Origin of the sequence: Flagellimonas hadalis, from assembly GCF_007785775.2 — a bacterium.
In the GTDB taxonomy this organism is placed as follows: Bacteria; Bacteroidota; Bacteroidia; order Flavobacteriales; family Flavobacteriaceae; genus Flagellimonas; species Flagellimonas hadalis.
In genome coordinates, this window is the sequence record NZ_VNIK02000010.1 from 33,797 (window position 1) to 51,558 (window position 17,762).

A 17,762-nucleotide genomic window follows, 5' to 3' on the forward strand; every position below is an offset into this window, starting at 1 on the left:
TTTCTTTGAAGTTAAAAAATTATTGCATAATCTTGCTTAATCGATAAAGCAAATAGTTGTTTTTACGAATACTATAAAATGATAAAGAAAAATACAATCGGGGTCGATTTTGGCACTGACTCGGTTCGGGTACAGTTCGTCAATGCATTTGATGGCAATATATTGGCCACGGGGAGTGCCCGTTTCAAGCGATGGGGCGATGGGCTTTATTGCAGGCCCGGGCAATCCCAATTCCGCCAACACCCATTGGATCACATCGAAAGTTTTGAGCTGGCCATGCAAGAAGCCGTTCAACAATTAAATCAAGATGATTTGTCCGCAGTCAAGGGAATTTCGGTCGCCAGTACGGGGAGCACCCCCATTGCCGTGGACCGGGAGGGCACCCCCCTATCCATGAAAAAAAGTTTTGCCAACAATCCCAACGCCATGTTCTTCCTTTGGAAGGACCACTCCGCTATTGGGGAAGCAGCAGAAATCAACCAAAAATGCAGAGAAGGACATCCCGTGGACTATACTAAATACATGGGAAGCGAATATTCATCCGAATGGTTTTGGGCCAAGCTCATCTATGTTCTCAGAAATGATGTGGGCGTCAAAGAGCAGTTGTTCTCTTGGGTAGAGCACTGCGATTGGTTCACCGCCCTACTTACGGGGCAGACCAACCCTTTGGATTTAAAAAGAAGTAGGTGTGCTGCCGGTCATAAGGCCATGTGGCACGAAGAGTGGGACGGTTTGCCCCCAGTGGATTTCTTTAAGAGGCTCGACCCTAGCCTGGAAGACATTCGCCAACGGATGGGCAAGGCCACTTTTACTTCGGATGCCGTTGCCGGGACACTTTCGCCGGAATGGGCACAGAAATTTGGATTGCCGGCCGACACCATTGTGGGAGTGGGTTCACTGGATGCCCATATCGGGGCCATTGGTGGAGAAATACAGGATGGTTGGCTCGTAAAGGTAATGGGCACCTCGACCTGCGATATGCTGGTGGCGCCAAAAGAAACGGTAAACGGGACGGTAGAAGGTATTTGTGGACAAGTAAACGGCTCCGTTCTGCCCAACAGGATCGGTTTTGAGGCAGGACAAGCTGCTTTTGGTGACATTTATGCTTGGTTCGGGGAGGTAATCAGTTGGCCGCTGCGCCACATCCTCGAAAAGGATGGGAATATCGATGGCTCCATCAAACAAACCATTATCGATAAGGTGACCGGTGAATTATTGCCTGAATTGGGTATCTCAGCAGAAAAACTTCCTTTATCCGAAACCGGTCCCATTGCATTGGATTGGATGAATGGTAGAAGAACCCCATTTTCCAACCAACTCCTGAAAGGTGGGTTCACCGGACTTACCTTGGGTACCACCGCTCCGGCCATGTTCCGTGCACTTGTGGAAGCCACCGCTTTTGGATCCAAAAAAATTATAGCTCATTTCAAAGAACAGAATGTCCAGATAGAGGGGATCATCGCCATAGGCGGAGTGGCGCACAAATCCAATTTTGTGATGCAGGTGCTTGCAGATGTGCTTGACCAACCCATCAAGGTGGCCAAGGCCGAACAACCTGTGGCCCTTGGGGCCGCGATGGCCGCCGCCGTGGCCTGTAAGCTTCACAACTCTTTTGAAGAAGCCCAAAAGACCATGGGATCCGGGTTCATGAAAGAGTTCCATCCCATTCCCGAAAATGTCCAGAAATACCATCAGCTCTACCTACGCTACACTGATTTTGGAACTTTTGTGGAAAGCCTGAACTATTAAAAAATTCTCATTTCCAATAGCACATAAAAATTAAAAATACCGATATGACAAAAATTGACAACCTAATGAAAACCTTTCCCAAAGTCGGGATAAGGCCCGTGATCGATGCCCGTTTGGGCGGTATCAGGGAATCCCTGGAAAAGACCACCATGGACATGGCCGAGAGGGTATCGGAACTGATATCCTCCAAACTTAAATATCCTGATGGCAGTCCGGTACAGTGCGTGATTTCCGATTCTACGATCGGTCGCGTGCCCGAAGCCCAGCTTTGTGAGGAAAAATTCGTGAAGGAAGGTGTGGGCCTTTCCATTACCGTAACGCCGTGCTGGTGCTATGGCACCGAAACCATTGACATGCACCCTACACGTCCCAAGGCCATTTGGGGATTCAATGGTACAGAACGTCCAGGAGCAGTATATCTGGCAGCCGCCTTGGCAGGCCATGTGCAAAAAGGACTCCCTGCTTTCAGCATCTACGGTGTGGATGTCCAGGACATTGACAGTACGGAAATTCCCGAAGATGTTGAGGAACGGCTACTGCAGTTCACCCGATCGGGCCTTGTGGTGGCACAACTGAAAGGCAAGTCCTATTTGTCCATCGGCTCTGTGTCCATGGGCATTGCAGGTTCCATAGTCAACGAAGGCTTTTTTCAGGACTACCTGGGCATGCGAAACGAGTATGTGGACATGAGCGAGGTAAACCGAAGGTTAGAGCACAATATCTTTGACCAAGAGGAATTCCAAAAGGCCCTTGTTTGGGTCAAAGAGCACTGTATGGAAGGCAAAAACCGCAATCCGGAACGCATCCATAAGACCAGACAGCGCATGGATGAGGAATGGGAAATCGTTGTGAAAATGACGATGATCTGCAGGGACCTCATGATCGGAAATCCTGTTTTAAAGGAAAATGGCTTTGGGGAAGAGGCTTTGGGACATAATGCCATAGCAGCTGGCTTCCAGGGGCAAAGGCAATGGAACGATTATATGCCGAATGGGGATTTCATGGAGGCCCTGCTCAACTCCTCCTTTGATTGGAACGGAATCCGGAACCCATTCATCATGGCCACTGAAAATGACTGCCTCAATGGGGTGTCCATGTTGTTCGGCTACCTGCTCACCAATCAGGCCCAAATGTTCTCCGACGTTAGGACCTATTGGAGCCCAGAATCGGTAAAAAGGGTGACCGGGCATACTTTGGAGGGAAGGGCGGCCAATGGCATCATCCATATGATCAACTCAGGCTCCTCCACCTTGGATGGGACAGGAAGGCAGACCAAGGATGGTAACCCTGCCATGAAACCCTTTTGGGAAATTTCCCAAGAAGAAGTGGATGACTGCCTGGCCGCGACCGATTGGCCACCAGCCATGTACGAATACTTCCGTGGAGGGGGCTATTCCTCCCATTTTGTGACCAAAGGAGGGATGCCTGTCACCATTTGTAGAATCAATATGGTAAAGGACCTGGGACCGGTGATGCAGATTGCCGAAGGGTGGACCGTGGAACTTCCGGAAGAGGTACACAATACCTTAGATCTTCGAACCGACCCCACTTGGCCGACCACATGGTTCGTTCCCAAACTGAACGATAGCAAGCCATTTAAAAATGTCTATGCCGTGATGGCCAATTGGGGAGCGAACCATTGTGCGTTCAGCTATGGACATTTTGGCCATGACCTGATTACCCTTTCTTCCATGTTGCGGATCCCTGTGAACATGCACAATGTTGAGGAAGAACGGATTTTCAGACCCAAGGATTGGGCCTCATTCGGTATGCATGAAGAATCGGCCGACTATCGTGCCTGTAACAACTATGGCCCTTTGTACTGACAAGATTTTTGCATCGATACTGCGAAACCAATGGCGAAGGTGATAAAAAAACAACAGGAAAATAATGGATTTGGCAATTTGGAGCAATCTTTTTTACCAAAACACGAAATTTTATTTGTGTGTTACTAAATTATTTTCTACGTTTGTTTAAACGTTAAAGCAACCATGAAACCAAAGGTATCACTAAAAGATATTGCCAAAGAAGTAGGCGTATCCATCCCATTGGTTTCCTATGTATTGACAGGCAAAGGAAAGGAAAATAGGGTTTCGGAGGAAACGGCCCAAAAAATCCTTAAAGCGGCCAAAGCGTTGAACTATCAGCCAAATTTAAATGCTCGAAGTCTAAAAACCAACAAAACAAAGACCATCGGGGTCATTTTGGCAGATATTTCGAACCCCTTCTTTTCCAATTTGGCAAGAGTGATAGAAGACGAAGCTTTTCTGCGGGACTATACAGTGATATTTGGCTCGTCGGATGAAAAAAAAGAAAAGTTTGACAAGGTGTTGGAATTTCTGTTGAGCAGACAAGTGGATGGATTTATAATCGCTCCACCTCAGGATTCCAAGCCTTCCATTTCAAACTTATTGAAACAAAAAACAAGTGTTGTGCTAATAGATAGATATTTTAAGGATATGGAAGCCAATTGTGTCATCATTGACAATGTTTCCGCTTCCGTATCAGCTACGGACCACTTGATCCAGAAAGGACACAAAAGAATCGCCACAGTAGCCTATAAATCCAAATTGGCCCACTTTGCGGACAGGTGTGATGGCTATTACCGGGCTCTTGAACAGGCTGGGATGGTCGTGGACGAGAAACTTGTGGTGAAAATCGATCGGGAATCCCCAAAAAAGGAAATGAAAAGAGCCATCAACGAACTTTTCAGCAACGAACCAGTGGATGCCATCTATTTTCAAACCAATACCTTGGCCGAAGAGGGGCTCCGGCAAATGCTGGGTATGGACAGGGACATCCTAAAAAAGGTGGATGTCATTGTCTTTGACCAAAACTCGACCTACCACTTTCTGGAAAATTTTATACCCTATATGAACCAACCTATCAAAAAAATGGGACAAACAGCATTGTCTTTGCTCATTGACGATATTGAGGGAAAGGGCAAGAAATACCAAAAAATTCAGCTTGGGACCAAACTTGAAACCGGCGTGGAGTCGGAACTTTAGAATGTAAATTTTTTCAACATATGCTTAAACGTTTAAATAAAAAAGGAATGTCATAACTACTTAACACCACCAAACATGCACACTAAAAATTTGAAACAACAAACTAAACCATCAATTCGCTTATTGATGTGCCTATTCCTTGTGGCATTTGCTTGCATTACCGAAGCCTGGTCACAAAAAATGGTGACAGGAACCATTACGGAGGGAAACGCCTCGGAAGTCCTCCCCGGGGTCAGCATCTTGGTAAAGGGAACGAATACCGGTACCATATCCGACTTTGATGGGAACTACAGTATCGAAGTCCCTTCGGACAATGCAACGCTCATTTTCCGCTATATCGGATACCTGACCCAAGAGATTCCGGTCAACAATGAATCCGTTATCAATGTCATCCTTGCCGAGGATGTCAGCAAATTGGACGAGGTCGTCGTTGTCGGTTACGGTACGCAGAGCAAAAGGAACGTGACCGGTGCGATATCTTCCATAGATCTGGAAGAAGTAAACAAGGACCTCCCCAACGTGAACATCACCCAATCGTTGAACACGGTGGCAGGTGTCCAGTTCATCGGCGACGGACGACCAGGCCAGAGCGGTAGCATCCTGATCCGGGGGCAGAACTCCCTCAGTGGGGAGAACAATCCCTTGGTTGTACTGGACGGTATCATCTTTAATGGAAGTTTGAACGACATCAACCCACAGGACATCAAGACCATAGACATCCTTAAGGATGCCAGTTCCACGGCCATCTACGGTTCCCGTGCGGCCAACGGGGTCATTTTGGTGACCTCAAAAAAAGGAACCTCTGACAAGCCTTCCGTGAAGCTGAATGTTTTTACGGGACTCTCAGAAGCTGCAAACCAAATCAAATTGCTCAGTCCTGAACGTTATTTGGAGCGTAGATTGGATTGGAGAAGCCAGACTGGCCAAGAGGCCAACCCAGCAAACATCGCCAACTATCTCTCCCCTGAAGAAGCCGAGAACTACCTCAACGGCAACACTACAAATCCATGGGATGTAGTCTCCCAACAAGGGGCCATACATTCCATAGACCTGAATGTATCCGGGCGTTCGGAAAGCATCAATTATTACGTATCCTCGTCCTTTAGCAACAACAAAGGACTTATCTACAATGATGAGGAGAACAGGTTGACCTTCCGCACCAATTTGGATTTCCGTCTGACGGATTGGATGAAACTGGGTGTCAACGCCATTTATACCCGACGTGACCTTTCGGGAGTTGAAGGTGGCCTGAGAAACGCTTACAGGTCAAGTCCTTTCGGCACCTTCTTTAATGAGGACGGTAGCCCTACCCGATTCCCTGTGGCCTCTGAACAAGCCGTTCAAAATCCTATCTGGCAAGCCTACTTTACGGACAATGAGGAAATATCCAACAACCTGTTCAGCAACTTCTATACGGAATTGAACACGGGTCTTTTTGGAGGTAACCTAAGCTATAGATTGAACTTTTCCCCCAATGTCCGTTGGAGTCATAACTACAATTACATGCGACAAGACCCCAACTATACGGAAAACCTTACCAGTGCCTCCAAATTCAACAGGAACGATTATGATTGGCTTATGGAAAATATTGTCACCTACACCAAATCCATTGGTGAGGACCATGCCTTTGACCTTACCTTACTCTATAGCCGCAACCACACGGAATATGAGACCACCACTGCTGCGGCCGAACAATTGAGCATAGACGGACTGGGCTACGGCGACCTTTCGCTCGGTTCAGTGAGCACTAACTCCTCTTTTGCCCAAAAGACAGAAGGGGTCTCCTATATGGGACGTTTGAACTATCGATTCAAGAACCGTTACCTGTTCACATTGACCACAAGAAGGGACGGTAACTCAGTGTTCGCCGAAAACAACAAATACACTTCGTTTCCCTCCGGAGCCTTTGCGTGGATCATCTCCGACGAACCCTTTTTCAAGGAAGATTCTGCCATCAATTTATTGAAACTACGCCTTTCTTATGGTGCAGTGGGTAACCAAGCAATTTCTCCCTACCAATCCTTGAGTTTGTCCGACACTGAAAGATATGTGTTCGGAGATGGCGGTAGCAGCAGCTTGGGTGTGGTCACCTCTTCATTGGGCAACAGTGACCTAAAATGGGAAACTACCTATACCACCAATGCTGCCTTGGACTTCAATATGTTCAATGGCCGTTTGGGTGGGACTGTGGAGTTTTACGACAGCAAGACCGAAGATCTGTTGGTCCGCAGGAGCATTCCTGTGACCGGTGGCTACTCGAGTATATTGACCAATATTGGGGAAACCAACAACAGGGGTATCGAGGTATTGCTGAACTCTGTGAACGTGAAAACGGATAAATTTGAATGGAGCAGTAACCTTAACTTCTCCTTCAACAGGAACAAAATCGTAAAACTGTTTGGCACCGATCTGGACAATGATGGCAGGGAAGATGACAGTGTGGCCAATAGCTGGTTCATCGGTCAGCCCGTGAACTCTTTCTACGATTATGTGTTCGATGGCATCTACCAAGAAGGTGACACCGATATTCCAGAAGGATCGGAACCTGGCTTTGTGAGGGTCAAGGACCTCAACGGTGATGGAGAGATTACCCCTGACGACAGAACGGTGGTCGGTTCGGGAACAAACCCAAGATATATCCTCGGTTTGAGGAACAATTTCAGGATGGGCAACTTTTCCATGTCTGTTTTTGTGAACTCGCTTTTGGGGTGGGAAGCCCCCTTCAACCTCATCAATCCGTTGGTGCCTGGCAGGAGCCTTAACCAGCTGGATGCTGGATGGTGGACCCCCGAGAACCGCTCGAACAACAGACCTGGGCTCAACTACAGCAACCCGTTGGACACCAACTGGTACATGAGCCGTGACTTTGTACGGATAAGGGATGTATCGTTCGCCTACGATTTTGACCAAAAAACATTGGAAAAACTCAAGCTGTCCAGTCTAAGGGTCTCCTTGAGCGCCAAAAACCTGTACACCTTCACCGATTGGTTGGGTTCAGACCCTGAAAACGGTCAGGGCTATGATGTTGAACAAGGTAGTGATGATATCTATCCGATGCCGAGAACCATATCATTGGGATTGAATGTTACCTTTTAAAAAATCAAGAAATAAATAAAGACATTATGTTGACTTTCAAAATATCTTCAGACTATAGAAAATTGATGCTTTTGGCATCGATGGCCATGATCTTTTGTTTCTCATCGTGCAATGAGGACGAACTGTTGGAGGAAAGACCTTTGTCTTCCCTGAATGATGATGCCGTCCTAAGCAATAAGAACGGATTTGAAGCCTACCTCATCGGTTTGGTAAGGAACGCCCGGGAAGAATGTGTGCAGGACGATAACACCTATTACATCACCAACTTCCCCGGGACAGATGTTGCCGAAGATGCGGGGGCGGAATATTTCACCTATCGAAACTGGGTGTCCTACCTGACCCCTGTGACACCAGAGGTAGCCACCAATTGGAACTGGGCATACACCAAGATGATCGCTCAGGCCAATATCATCATCAGCTATGCGAACGACCCTGAAAGGGCCGATATTTGGGATAGCGAGGCCGAAAGAAATGCCGTTGTTGCCGAGGCACGGTTCTTTAGGGCATACACCTACAATTTCTTGGCCAACCTCTACGGCGGTGTGCCCATTGTGGAGACTGTGGAAACCGCCCCAAAGTTTGATTATGTGAGGGCCAGTAGACAAGAAGTCTATGAATTTGCCAAGGAAGACTTGGAGTTTGCCTCCCAGTGGTTGCCCCCTACCGTACCTTCGACCAAAGAAGGAAGGATTGTCAAGGCAGCCGCAGACCATTTGCTCACAGAGGTCTATATCAGTCTGGGGGAATACCAAAATGCCATTACCAGTGCTTCCAATGTGATCGATTCCGATCTGTACCATCTGATGGAAAACCGTTTTGGGGTGAGTGCTGACCAACCCGGCGATGTCTATTCCGACCTTTTTGCCACTGGCAATTTCAACAGGAGCTCTGGGAACATGGAATCCATCTACGTATGGCAGTTTGAACCCTTTGTTGAAGGCGGCGGTGGATCACAGGGAGGAAACAGGGCCATAAGGAACATGGCTCCCTTTTTGGTCAGGATATCCGACCCCAATGGTTTGGCCAATGTGCCCACAGACAGCCTCAACAGAGGTGTTGGAAGGGTCAGGGGAACCAATTATGCCATCTATGACATCTGGGACGATGCGAACGATATCCGGAATTCCAAGTTCAACTTTAGACGCGATTTCGTCTACAACAACCCAAACTCCGCATTTTTTGGACAGCCCACGCAGCCACCCACGGTAGCAGAAGATTCATTGCGGAGCATGTATCCTTACCCCATGAAAATAGAAGGGCTTCCTTGGCAGGGCATCAACAATTCTGGGCGCACACAGGAAGATGTTTACGTATACCGATTGGCCGAAACCTATTTATTGCGGGCAGAGGCCTACTTTAGGAACGAACAGCCCGACCTGGCAGCGGAAGATATCAATGCCATAAGGGAAAGATCCAATGCAACACCTATTGCTGCTGGGGATGTCTCTATTGATTATATCTTGGATGAACGGGCAAGGGAACTCATGTACGAAGGCAGAAGAAGGAAAACCTTGATCAGAATGGGACTTCTAGTGGAGCGCGTAAGACAATATGGGCTGAAGGAAGAATGGAGAAGCACAATTCAGGACTATCATAACCTGTGGCCCATTCCCCAGTCCGCCATTGATGCCAACTTTGGAGCTGAACTATCACAAAATCCTGGTTATTAGCCAATCTAAAAGTGAAGTTGTTTAACGAAACTTTAAAATGAACAACATTATGACTCATAGATATATCAAGGTACTGCTAGGTTTCATCTGTTTATTGTCAAATTTGATGGTTGCCCAGGTGCAGGTCAAAACAAAGCCCAATATTGTTTTTATCATGGCTGATGATTTAGGTATTGGTGACATAGGTTGTTATGGACAAGAAATACTTGAAACACCCCACATAGACAAGCTTGCCCAAGAGGGTATGCGATTCACCCAAGCTTATGCGGGCTCATCGGTATGCGCACCTTCCCGCTCCTCCTTAATGACGGGTATGCACAATGGCCATAATCGGGTAAGGGACAATATTCCACATGGGGTTTTCTTATTGCCAGATGATCTCACGGTTGCCGAAGTATTGAAGCAAGCCGGTTACAAAACTGGAGGAGTGGGGAAATGGGGCCTTGGAAATCCTGGTTCGTGGGGGGTGCCCAACTATCAAGGTTTTGATTACTACTATGGGCAACTCAATCAGGATCAGGCCCACTATTATTACCCCGATTACATGTGGGAAAACGAAAAGATCGATCTACTGTTCGAAAATCGAGGTGAAAAGAAAGGGGCATATACGCACAACATCTTTATGGATAAGGCGATCAAGTTTATTGATAACAACAAGTCAAATCCATTTTTCCTGTACCTATCCTTGACGTTGCCACATTTTTCCGATTACGATGAACGAACAGCAGATTCGCATATTGTTCCTTCAAATGCAAAGTACGCTTCCAAAGATTGGCCCGAGGTGGAGAAAAACTATGCAACTATGGTCGATATGGTTGATCAGAGCGTGGGACAGATCATGGAGAAATTGAAACAATTGGGTCTCGACAGCAATACCATTGTCTTTTTTACGAGCGACAATGGTCCAAATAGATCGACTCTCCATGACATTGATTTTTTCAATAGCAATGGAATATATAAAGGCGGCAAGCGAGACATGTATGAAGGAGGCATTAGAATACCCATGGTCGTCAGATGGCCAGAGAAAATCAAGGCTGGTACGGTTTCGGACCAAGTATGGGCTTTTTGGGATTTTTTGCCAACAGCCGCTGAAATTGCAAATCTGCCTTTTGAAAGGGAGATTGACGGAGTATCGGTATTGCCTACATTGTTGGGAAAAAAACAATCGCCATTGCACAAATATCTATATTGGGATTATGGACATTCCCGGGAAATATTTATGCAGGCGGTAAGATGGAATAATTGGAAGGGGGTCCGAAATGGACAAGGCACTGAACTGGAAGTCTATGATTTGAATGTTGACCCCGGTGAAAAGAACGACTTGGCATCAAAAGAAAAGGATGTTCTATTAAAACTCGAGTCATTCATAAAAGAGGCTTACGTTCCATCAAGTGATTATCCAATGAAAATGAAGAAATAAAGAGATGGGACAAAAAATATCCCACTCATTCGGGATTCATGCTTGTCTTTGATCAGAATTTCAAAAACTTGATCTTTTTAAGATCGAATGTCCAGAATTAAACACTCGATGCACAATAACAATATGATAATTCAACTAAACAATGAAAAAAAACAAAAATAATTCAGGAGTCAGGATAAAGTCTCTAAGACTATTGTCAATGGCACTATGCCTTGTCACTTTTGGCTCAGCACAAACGGACGGAAATCAAGTTCAACACGGCGTGGTATTTTATGAAGATGGAAAATATGGCGGTTGGCCTGCAAACCACGGGATATGGACTTGGGACAACGAAATCCTGATAGGTTTTGTGGAAGCCTCCTACTATGCAGAGAACAGGGGGCTGCACACCTATGACATTTCAACCTCCCGGAACAAATATGCCCGGAGCTTGGATGGTGGATCGACTTGGAAAATTTCCGATGCCTACGAAGCAGGACAGAAAGCATGGGGTCACGACAATTACATTCCAGAGAAGGAAGCGGTTAGGCCCGTGCCCATGACCAAGCCCATAAAGGATTTTACCGATCCTGGGTTTATCCTGACGTTCCTCAGACACAACAACGATGATGGCCCCTCCCATTTCTACTATTCCATGGATAAGGGCAAATCTTGGGAAGGTGCTTTTGAGTTCCCTGATCTGGGGATTTCCGGAATAGCCAACCGTACCGATTATATTGTTGATGGGAAACAGTCCATGACCTTGTTCGTGACCACGGCAAAATCCAACCGAAAAGAAGGAAGGGTCGCTTTGGTACGCACCACTGACGGCGGGCTCTCCTGGAACCTTGAATCTTGGATCACCCCAGAGCATGGTGGTTTCGACATCATGCCTTCCTCCCTTCGTCTTTCGGACACAGAACTGTTCACCACCATAAGGACCCGAACCGAAAACGGGGTGGATTACATATCAGCCTACCGCTCCACAGACAATGGCAAGACATGGAAAAGACTCAAAGACCCGACTCCCTATACTGGACGAGGAGGTTCACCACCGGCATTGACCAAACTAAAGGATGGTAGATTGGCCTTGGGCTATATCTTCCGAAGCGAATATGGTTCCAGAGTACACGTTAGGTTCAGCAAGGACAATGGGGAAACTTGGGGCGATGAGATTACCTTACGATGTGATGATGGTGCGAACCGGGATACGGGCTACCCTAGAATCACCCAAAATGCAGATGGAAAGATCGTAATGGTATATTACTGGAACAATGCCCTCACCAAAGAGGACAAACCATACCGGTACATTGCCTATACCATGTTCGACCCAGCACAATTCAACTAGATGACCAACCAATCCTAAACTTAGAAGATGATCAAAAAAATGCTACATGGCCTATTGCCTATGATGGTCATTGTTTTTCTCTCTTGCAAGGACAAGACGAACAAAACAGACCAAAACAACGATTCCACCGAGGTGGCCAATGACATCACAGGCAAATTCCATTTGCCCCCGTTGGTACAACCGGGCGAAGGAGCCTACATAAAAGGTGAACTCATCTATCCCTTGGACAACAAACCGACACCTCAATGCCATGCCTCCACTATAGTGGAGACGCCCTCCGGCATGGTCAGTGCCTTTTTTGCGGGGACTCACGAAAGAAACCCTGATGTGGGCATCCGGGTATCCAGATTGGTGGATGGGAAATGGACCTGGCCCGAAGAAGTCGTCAATGGGGTCCAGAACGATACGTTGCGATATCCCACCTGGAACCCTGTACTCTTCCAGCCCAAAGGAGGTCCGTTGATGCTGTTCTATAAAGTGGGGCCAAGTGCCCGTGAATGGTGGGGCATGCTGATGACCTCCACCGATGATGGCAAGACCTGGTCCGAGCCCACCAAATTGGGAACCGATGAAAAAGTGGGCCATTTATTGGGCCCTGTGAAAAACAAACCTATACAGTTGGAGGACGGTACCATAATCTGTCCCTCCAGTTCAGAGGTCGAAAACGATGATGATGAACTTTTCTGGAAGGTCCATTTTGAACTGACCAAGGATTTTGGAAAAACTTGGGAAGTGGTCGGCCCTATCAATGACGGGGTCGAATTTGATGCCATACAGCCCAGTATCTTGACCTATGCCGACGGAAAAATGCAGGTCCTCTGTAGGACCCGGGAAGATGTAGTTGCGGAAAGCTGGTCATCCGACCAAGGGAAAACATGGAGCAAAGTGACGGCCACCGAACTGCCCAACCCCAATTCGGGCACCGATGCGGTCACCCTTTCCGACGGGACACAACTGTTGGTGTACAACCATACCACCAAAAAAGGAAAGGAACCCAACAATAGGAATATGCTGAACGTGGCCATTTCAAAAGATGGAAAACAATGGGAGCCTGTAATGACCTTGGAAGCGGAATCAGGAAATCCTGCCGGTTACTCCTACCCTGCCGTCATCCAAGCATCGGATGGCATGGTCCATATTACCTATACCTATTTGAGAGAAACCGTAAAACACGTGGTGATCGATCCACAAAAGCTGTAATTTTTCAACGCTGTTAGAAATGAGCAAACCAATGAACCAAAAGAACCCAAAGACCATCCATGGTATTATTCCTCCCATGCTGACCCCACTTTTGTCCGATTGGACTTTGGACCATGAAGGAACTAGACGATTAGTGGACCACATGATAGATGGTGGTGTACATGGTATTTTTATCTTGGGTACGACCGGGGAATCCACCAGTCTCAGTTACCAGACCCGCAGGGAACTCATCGAGGAGACCACCAGCCATGTGAATGGTAGGGTCCCCATTCTGGTGGGCATAACGGACACTTCCATCGAGGAGAGTCTGAACCTGGTATCGCTCGCCCATGATTTTGGGGCAGATGCCGTGGTGGCCGCTCCCCCCTTCTATTTCCAATTGGGCCAGGAGGAACTCTATGAATTTTACTGGGATCTGGCCGATCGTTCCAAACTTCCCATCTTTCTGTACAACATGCCTTCCATGACCAAGATATCCATGTCCATCGATACAGCGGAGCGTTTGTCAAAACATCAGAACATTATTGGGTTGAAGGACAGTTCGGCGAATACCGTATATTTCCAGAAATTGAGATACACCATCAAGAAGGATGATTTTGCCCTATTTGTGGGTCCTGAGGAAATCATGGCCGAAACGGTCCTGATGGGTGGCAATGGAGGGGTGAACGGAGGTGCAAACCTTTTTCCAAAACTTTATGTGCGGATGTACGAAGCAGCACTGGCGCACGATTTTGACACCATCAAGGTATTGCAACGACAGATCCTCGAAATCTCGTCACTGCTCTATACCGTGGGCAGGTTCGATTCAAGCTATTTGAAGGGGTTGAAAGGAGCCGCTTCATTGTTGGGTATTTGTGGAAACTATCTGGCCCCTCCCCTAAAACCGTTCTTGGAAAAAGAAATGGAACAGATCAAAAACAATTTGGAACTCATCAATAAAAAATTGAACAAGATCCTATCCTAACATCATCGGAAATGGATTGACCAAACCAACCAAAATTCAATGAACACATTAGATATCATCGTTTTCTTTGTTTATATCGTGGGTATCGCGGTTTTTGGAGGTTCTTTCTTTAAAAAGACCAAGACCTCCTCCTCCTACACCGTAGGGAACAACGACATCCCAGGATGGGTGATCACGATGTCCATATTTGCGACCTTTGTGAGCAGTATCAGCTATCTGGCCTTGCCAGGCAATGCATACCAGTCCAATTGGAACGCCTTTGTGTTCAGTCTCTCCCTGCCCATAGCCTCCTATATCGCGGCACGGTTCTTTGTCCCCCTCTACCGGAAGGTGAACAGCCCATCGGCCTATACCTTCATGGAGCAACGGTATGGTCCTTGGGCCAGGGTATATGTGTCGTTCTGCTATTTGCTGACCCAATTGATGCGGATAGGGACCATATTGTACCTCTTGGCACTGACCCTGAATGCCATTGCAGGATGGGACATTACCACCATAATCATACTCACGGGGCTGGTGGTGACCTTGTACTCCATGCTCGGCGGCATTTCTGCCGTGCTGTGGACGGATGCCATACAGGGAATCATCTTGATCGCGGGTGCAGTGGTGTGTGTGGGTTACATACTTTTCTCTATGCCCGAAGGACCTTCGCAGGTCATTCAAGTGGCCCTGGACAATGAAAAGTTTGGATTGGGCAGCTTTAACCTTGACCTTTCCCAGCCAACATTTTGGGTGGTCTTGGTCTATGGGATCTTTATCAACCTTCAAAATTATGGCATAGACCAGAACTATGTGCAGCGGTATATGGCCTCCAAATCGGACAAGGAAGCCCAACGTTCGGCCCTGATGGGGGGATTGTTGTACGTTCCCATATCCGCTCTGTTCCTTTTCATAGGGACCGCACTTTACGCCTACTATCAATCCGCCGCCACATTGCCCGTTGAGTTGCAAGGAGAAAATATGAGCGATCGGGTATTTCCTTATTTTATAGTGAATGTGCTTCCCGCCGGTGTAAGCGGCTTGCTCGTCGCCTCCATTTTTGCGGCCGGGATGAGTACCATCTCCACCAGTTTCAACAGTTCCGCCACGGTATTTCTTACGGATTATTACAATAAGTTCGTAAAGAAACCGGTAACGGACAAACAGCGCATGCGTGTACTTTACATTTCATCTACCGTGATCTGTGTCTTGGGAATAGCCATCGCCATTGCCATGATCAACGTAAAGAGTGCACTAGATGCTTGGTGGAAACTGGCCTCCATATTCAGTGGGGGCATGTTGGGCCTTTTCCTCTTGGCCATTTTTTCACGACACAAAAATTCCATTGGGGCAATCGTCGGTGTCATAGCCGGACTTATGGTTATCCTTTGGTTGAGCCTTTCCAATATTTTTCTGGGGCCAGAATCGCTTGGGAACAGCTTCCATACTTATTTGACCATTGTCTTTGGCACAGTTACCATTTTCCTTGTGGGCTTTTTGGTGTCACTGATCGGTAAAAAGAAAATTAATGTGGGCTGATTCGTCAAACAGCACAGGGACGTACATTACAGTCAGGCATTAGTTGTTTTTGAGTTTAGTTTATAAAGGGGTTGCCCAAAAGGGCAGCCTCTTTTGTTGTTTGTTCGGTATTGATTTAGCATCTGGAATGATAATTAATTGATATATTTGCATGTATCAATATATCTGCTCGCACTTTGAACCTGAAAAGCGTTGAAAAAATATCCAAGGCCCTGAGCGATGTCAACCGACTCAAGATTTTGAAGGCCATCCAATCCAGTCAGGACAAACTGGAGTGCAGCACCATTGTTTCCTTTCTGAACCTTTCCCAGCCCTCCATCAGCCATCATATCAAAAAATTGGTGGAAGCGGATTTGATAGAACCCCAAAAAGAGGGACGCTTCTATTACTATTCACTGAACAAGGACGTATGGGACAGCTATTTGAAGGCTTTGGAAAAATTATGATTTTTTATTTGGACAACATATAGACATATATAAATATATGAATGTAAAGAAAATAGCCTTTTCCATTTTGGAACTGGCCACAGTGAGCAAGGGAAGTAGTATTGGAGAAGTATTTGCCAACACCGCGGTACTCGCAAAAGAAGCAGAGGCAGCTGGTTTCAAGCGCATGTGGTTTGCCGAACACCATAATATGCCTGCGATTGCCAGCAGTATACCGCCCATACTGATGGCCCATGTGGCACAGGCCACCTCAACTTTACGGGTCGGGTCGGGTGGAGTAATGCTTCCCAATCACTCCCCATTTATCGTTGCGGAACAGTTTGGGACTTTGGCCCACTTGTTTCCCGATCGTATCGATTTGGGATTGGGAAGGGCTCCCGGCACCGACCCTGAGACGACACGTGCCATAAAACCGGGGTTTATAGATGCGACGCATTCCTTTCCGGAGGATGTAGATAAGATACAGAACTACTTTTCCAAGGAAAATAAGTCGGCCAAGGTAAGGGTCACGCTGGCCGAAGGTATGGACGTGCCCATTTTCATTTTGGGGTCCAGTACCAGTAGTGCCCATTTGGCGGCAAAAAAAGGACTGCCCTATGCCTTTGCGAGCCATTTTTCCACCCAACATTTTTACGATGCGATACGCATCTACCGCAACCAATTTGAGCCCTCTGCTTCGTTGGGGGAACCTTATGTCCTGGCTGGGATCAATGTATTTGTTGCGGATACGGACCGAGAGGCCGAAAGATTGTACACCTCTAATTTAAGATTGGTGATCAACATTCTGTCGGGCACAAGTACACCTTATATTGAGGAACCAACAGAAGAAATGACTTCTGACCTGAAAGAGATCATGCAGCACCCCAGGATCCATCAAATGGCAAGATATTCGTTCATCGGGAGCAAGGAGACCGTCAAAAAAAAGATCCAAGCATTTTTGGAGGAGACCCAAGTGGATGAGCTCATAATTGTTACCACTATGTACGCTATAGCGGACAGGATCAAATCCGTCCAATTGTTTGGTGAAATCATGTCAGAGATCAACGGGGATAGGTAAGGCTCCTATCTGCTCATCGGGCCCGATGGGTTGTCCTATCAGGCTTATATAAAATACAATCATACAGACCCAGTTCGAAAGTACTCTCAGGAACTGAATCTCTGCTTTTATACCATTTATTGCTACATCAAGCTTCTGAAAATCATCCAAATACTGCGATTTCCCCTACAAAACACCCCATAAAATCAGGGTTTTAAACTAGCGAACCCTTAAAAAAGCCAAGGTTTACAACAAATTCAGGCATGTCCACAACATAAGATTTCGGACTAAGGCTTACTGGAATAGCTTTGAAAATGCATTGTTACAC

Annotated in this window: 12 protein-coding genes; all 12 read left to right on the top strand. The window is 46.8% G+C overall.

The features are described from left to right. Positions 1–78: 78 nt before the first annotated feature. Positions 79–1,749, top strand: coding sequence for a ribulokinase (locus FOT42_RS13775; protein ID WP_151891117.1), 1,671 nt, complete (start codon positions 79–81; stop codon positions 1,747–1,749). 44 nt (positions 1,750–1,793) lie between these two features. Then, on the top strand, positions 1,794–3,575 hold the full coding sequence (locus FOT42_RS13780) for an L-fucose isomerase (protein ID WP_151891118.1): 1,782 nt from the start codon (positions 1,794–1,796) through the stop codon (positions 3,573–3,575). Between the two features lie 165 nt (positions 3,576–3,740). Continuing rightward, positions 3,741–4,757, top strand: coding sequence for a LacI family DNA-binding transcriptional regulator (locus FOT42_RS13785; protein ID WP_151891119.1), 1,017 nt, complete (start codon positions 3,741–3,743; stop codon positions 4,755–4,757). Between the two features lie 126 nt (positions 4,758–4,883). Further along, a complete protein-coding gene (locus FOT42_RS13790; protein ID WP_192938398.1) occupies positions 4,884–7,853 on the top strand; it encodes a SusC/RagA family TonB-linked outer membrane protein in 2,970 nt (989 codons plus the stop codon). Positions 7,854–7,879: 26 nt separating this feature from the next. Further along, a complete protein-coding gene (locus tag FOT42_RS13795) occupies positions 7,880–9,523 on the top strand; it encodes a RagB/SusD family nutrient uptake outer membrane protein (RefSeq protein ID WP_151891121.1) in 1,644 nt (547 codons plus the stop codon). Between the two features lie 49 nt (positions 9,524–9,572). Beyond that, on the top strand, positions 9,573–10,943 hold the full coding sequence (locus tag FOT42_RS13800; protein WP_192938399.1) for an arylsulfatase: 1,371 nt from the start codon (positions 9,573–9,575) through the stop codon (positions 10,941–10,943). A 199-nt stretch (positions 10,944–11,142) separates the two neighbouring features. Further along, entirely contained in the window at positions 11,143–12,270 is a 1,128-nt protein-coding gene (locus tag FOT42_RS13805) for an exo-alpha-sialidase (RefSeq protein WP_192938400.1), read from the top strand. A gap of 27 nt (positions 12,271–12,297) precedes the next feature. After that, a complete protein-coding gene (locus tag FOT42_RS13810) occupies positions 12,298–13,470 on the top strand; it encodes a sialidase family protein (RefSeq protein ID WP_226789902.1) in 1,173 nt (390 codons plus the stop codon). 19 nt (positions 13,471–13,489) lie between these two features. After that, positions 13,490–14,434, top strand: coding sequence for a dihydrodipicolinate synthase family protein (locus FOT42_RS13815; protein WP_226789903.1), 945 nt, complete (start codon positions 13,490–13,492; stop codon positions 14,432–14,434). 39 nt (positions 14,435–14,473) lie between these two features. Further along, complete coding sequence (locus FOT42_RS13820; protein WP_151891124.1) at positions 14,474–15,952, top strand: sodium:solute symporter family protein; 1,479 nt, start codon at positions 14,474–14,476, stop codon at positions 15,950–15,952. Between the two features lie 176 nt (positions 15,953–16,128). Beyond that, complete coding sequence (locus tag FOT42_RS13825; RefSeq protein ID WP_151891125.1) at positions 16,129–16,398, top strand: ArsR/SmtB family transcription factor; 270 nt, start codon at positions 16,129–16,131, stop codon at positions 16,396–16,398. A 37-nt stretch (positions 16,399–16,435) separates the two neighbouring features. Continuing rightward, positions 16,436–17,455, top strand: coding sequence for an LLM class flavin-dependent oxidoreductase (locus FOT42_RS13830; protein WP_151891126.1), 1,020 nt, complete (start codon positions 16,436–16,438; stop codon positions 17,453–17,455). The last annotated feature ends 307 nt before the right edge of the window (positions 17,456–17,762 follow it).

Bases quoted from the DNA above. Each gene is read 5' to 3' on its own strand.
- FOT42_RS13795 (WP_151891121.1), top strand. From the start codon at position 7,880: ATGTTGACTTTCAAAATATCTTCAGACTATAGAAAATTGATGCTTTTG.
- FOT42_RS13785 (WP_151891119.1), top strand. From the start codon at position 3,741: ATGAAACCAAAGGTATCACTAAAAGATATTGCCAAAGAAGTAGGCGTA.
- FOT42_RS13800 (WP_192938399.1), top strand. From the start codon at position 9,573: ATGACTCATAGATATATCAAGGTACTGCTAGGTTTCATCTGTTTATTG.
- FOT42_RS13775 (WP_151891117.1), top strand. From the start codon at position 79: ATGATAAAGAAAAATACAATCGGGGTCGATTTTGGCACTGACTCGGTT.
- FOT42_RS13830 (WP_151891126.1), top strand. From the start codon at position 16,436: ATGAATGTAAAGAAAATAGCCTTTTCCATTTTGGAACTGGCCACAGTG.
- FOT42_RS13805 (WP_192938400.1), top strand. From the start codon at position 11,143: ATGGCACTATGCCTTGTCACTTTTGGCTCAGCACAAACGGACGGAAAT.
- FOT42_RS13780 (WP_151891118.1), top strand. From the start codon at position 1,794: ATGACAAAAATTGACAACCTAATGAAAACCTTTCCCAAAGTCGGGATA.
- FOT42_RS13820 (WP_151891124.1), top strand. From the start codon at position 14,474: ATGAACACATTAGATATCATCGTTTTCTTTGTTTATATCGTGGGTATC.
- FOT42_RS13790 (WP_192938398.1), top strand. From the start codon at position 4,884: ATGTGCCTATTCCTTGTGGCATTTGCTTGCATTACCGAAGCCTGGTCA.
- FOT42_RS13815 (WP_226789903.1), top strand. From the start codon at position 13,490: ATGAGCAAACCAATGAACCAAAAGAACCCAAAGACCATCCATGGTATT.
- FOT42_RS13810 (WP_226789902.1), top strand. From the start codon at position 12,298: ATGATCAAAAAAATGCTACATGGCCTATTGCCTATGATGGTCATTGTT.